This is a genomic window from Streptomyces mutabilis, assembly GCF_014649815.1.
Taxonomy (GTDB): domain Bacteria; phylum Actinomycetota; class Actinomycetes; order Streptomycetales; family Streptomycetaceae; genus Streptomyces; species Streptomyces mutabilis.
Window position 1 is genome coordinate 1 of sequence record NZ_BMTT01000057.1, and the last position, 3,314, is coordinate 3,314.

At 72.8% G+C, this 3,314-nt stretch carries 2 protein-coding genes; both read right to left on the reverse strand.

The window, feature by feature from the left end; all coding sequences use genetic code 11:
• Window positions 1-1,335, reverse strand: a 1,335-nt coding sequence (locus tag IE142_RS34480) for a condensation domain-containing protein (protein ID WP_229831185.1), incomplete at its 3' end; no start/stop codon positions are given.
• On the reverse strand, window positions 1,332-3,314 hold a 1,983-nt coding region (locus IE142_RS34485), incomplete at its 5' end, for a condensation domain-containing protein (protein WP_229831187.1). The genes IE142_RS34485 and IE142_RS34480, both read right to left, overlap by 4 nt.

Sequence of the window (3,314 nt, forward strand, 5' to 3'; positions counted from 1 at the left end):
CACAGCCGCCCGCTCCTGCGCGGAGAGCAGATCGATCCGCCCGATCCGCCGGGACGGATCCGTGACGACGAGGTCGAGCACCCGGATCAGCCGGTCGACGAACCCGGCGGCCGTCGCCCGGTCGAACAGGTCGTGGCGGTAGTCCAGGCGGAGGTACAGACGGCGGCCGGGGGCGGCGATCAGGGTCAGTGGGTAGTGCGTCGCGTCCCGCCCGCGGCCCAGGTCGGGGGTGATCCGCAGCCCGGTCTCCGGCCGCTCTCCGGACTCGTCCCACGGGTAGTTCTCGAAGACCAGCGAGGTGTCGAAGAGGTCGCCCAGTCCGGTCAGTCGCTGGATGCGGGCGAGCCCGAGGTGGTGGTGCCCGGTGAGCCGTGACTGCGCGCTCTGCACCTGTTCGACGGTATCCAGCAGTGACTTCGCCGGGTCCAGGGACACCCGCACCGGCACCATGTTGATCAGTAGACCCACCATGCTCTCGACGCCGGGCAACTGAGGGTCTCGCCCTGCCACGACGGCCCCGAACACGACGTCGTCGTGCCCAGTGCGCCGGCTCAGCACCAGCCCCCAGGCGGCCTGGAGCACGGTGTTCAGGGTTACCCCGTGCCGGCGCGCCCAGTCGGCCAGCGCTGCCGTCCGGTCCTCGTCCAGCTCCACCGTGATCCGCTCCGGCATGAGGCCGGGGCGGCCCGGATCCACCGGGGTGAGCAGCGTCGGCTGCTCGAGTCCGCCGAGCGCCTGCCGCCAGGCGGCCTCCGCCGCCGGCTGGTCCTGCTGCGCGAGCCACCCCAGATACTGCCGGTAGGGGGTCACTCGGGGCAGCACAGTGGCGTCGCCCTGGCTGTCGTACAGCATGGTCAACTCGCGCACGAGCAGTGGTGTCGACCAGCCGTCGAGCAGGATGTGGTGGGTGGTCATGACGAGGCGGTGGCGTTCGGCGGCCAGGCGCACCAGGGAGAAGCGCAGCAGGGGCGGCTCGGCGAGGTCGAACCGGCGGGCGTGCTCTTTCGCGGCGAGCCGGGCCAGCTCCCCCTCCGCGTCGGCATCCGGAAGGGCCGACAGGTCGAACTCGTCCCAGGGAACCTCGACCTGGCGTGGTACCAGCTGTACGGTCCGGCCGGAGTCCACCTGCCGGAAGCCGGCGCGCAGGTTCGGGTGCCGTTGGACGAGCGCGAGCACGGCGGCCCGCAGCCGCGCCGCGTCGAGGGCGCCCTCGACGGCGAAGACGTGCTGCACAGCGTAGACGTCCGCGCCGTCCTGTTCGTAGCGGGAGTGGAACAGCAGCCCCTCCTGCATCGGGGAGAGGGGGAGGATGTCTTCCAGGCCCGACGACGTCATTTCTGCACCCTCCACGCTGCTTCGAGCTGCTCGATGTCGTGCTGGCTGAGTTCGGTCAGGGGGAAGTCCGAGGGGCTGTGGCCGCCGGTGCCGGAGCGCTCGCCGTGCCGGACCAGTCCGCGGATCGCTCGGAACCAGTGGTCGGCCAGGGCTCGGACGTGCCGTTCGGTCCAGAGATCCGGCGCCCAGGTCCAGACGGCCTCCAGTTCCGGCCCGTCCGGGGCGTCGCGGACCATGCTGTTCACCTCGAGCCCGTGCGCCAGGGCGGTCGCCGGGTCGGCGCCGCTCAGCAGGCCCGTCTCGGCGGCCACGGTCCATTCCGGGCGGCCGGGGACCACCGGGGCGCCCGCCGAGGGGAACCGGCCGAGGTAGTTGAATCCGAGTTGCGGTACGGCGAGCCCGGCCAGCTCCGGCCCGGTCTCCGGATTGAGGTGCCGCAGGAGGCCGTAGCCAATGCCCCGGTCGGGCAGGGCGCGCACCTGTTCCTTGACCTGTTTCAGGGCCTGTCCGAGCGACGGCCCGCCGTCGACGACCTCTTCCCAGGCCAGGGGGCCCGGGTCGACGCGGACGGGATACAGCGTCGTGAACCACCCCACGGTGCGCGACAGGTCCGCGCCCTCGACGATCTCCTCGCGCCCGTGCCCCTCCACGTCCACCAGAAGAGCCGTGTGCCGCCCGCGTGCGTGGGTCCGGCGCCACTGGGCGACCGCCAGGGCGAGCGCGGTGAGCAGGACGTCGTCGACCTTCGCGTGGAAGGCCGTGGGCACGGTCGTCAGGAGCGGGGTGGTGACCTCGGGTGGCAGGGAAAGGGTGAGCTCGCGGGCGCGGCCCACGGTGTCCCGCGCGACATCGAGCCGGCCCGTGGTCAGCGGTGGGTCGGCCGCGGTGAGCAGTTCGCTCCACAGCGCCGCCTCGGCGGTGCGGGCCGGCTGCCGGGCCTCGACCGTGAGGAGACTCGCCCAGCGGCGCAGTGAGGTGCCCACCGGGTCCAGCCGTGGGGGACGACCGCCCCTGACGGCCTCGCAGGCATCGATGAGATCGGGAAGCAGGATCCGCCAGGACACCCCGTCGACGACGAGATGGTTGACGACGACCAGCAGCCTGCCCCGTACGGCCGGTCCGGCGTCGAACCAGACCATCTGAACCAGTAGGCCGCGCTCGGCCGACAGGCGGGCGGACGCCGCCTCCGCCTGTGCGTGGACCAGCGTCGCGTCGACGGCGGCGCCGGCGGTCTCGACACGGTGTACCAGTTCCGCGGCCGGCACGGATCCCACCGGCCCCACCTCCAGCGACCACGCCCCGTTGCCCTGACCGCCCGGCGTCCGGGTCAACCGCAGCGCGTCGTGGTGGTCCACGAGCGCCTGAACGGCCGCGACGAGATGGTCCTGGCGCAGCCCGGCCGGCACCTCCAGCAGCATCGCCTGGTGGAACGCGCCGATGTCGCCGCCGCGGGCGTCGAACCAGCGCATGATCGGGGTGGGTTCCATCCCTCCCACACCGGAGTCGTCGGGGTCCGATGCCGACACGTCCAGTTCCCGGGCGACCTCGGCCAGTCCGGCCGCGGTCCGCTGCTCGAAGACGTCCTGGACCGCGAGTCCGACGCCCGCCGAGCGCGCGAGGCTGACCAGCCGGATCGAGACGATGCTGTCCCCGCCGAGTGCGAAGAAGTCGTCGTCGGGCCCGACCTCCTCCACGCCCAGGGCTTGCGCGACCAGCGTCCCCAGCAGTCGCTCGCGCTCGGTCCGCGGCTCACGGCGCGGCACATCCGCCCGCACGCCCGGAGCGGGTTCGGGCAGCGCGGCCCGGTCGAGCTTGCCGTTGGCCGTCAACGGCAGCCGGTCCAGCGTGACGTACGTGGACGGCGCCATGTACTCGGGCAACCGCTGCCGCACGAACTCGCGCAGGTCTTCCGGTGTTCCGTCGGTGTCGGGTACGACGTAGGCGATCAGGCGGGTGCTGCCGGGCCGGTCGTGGTGGGC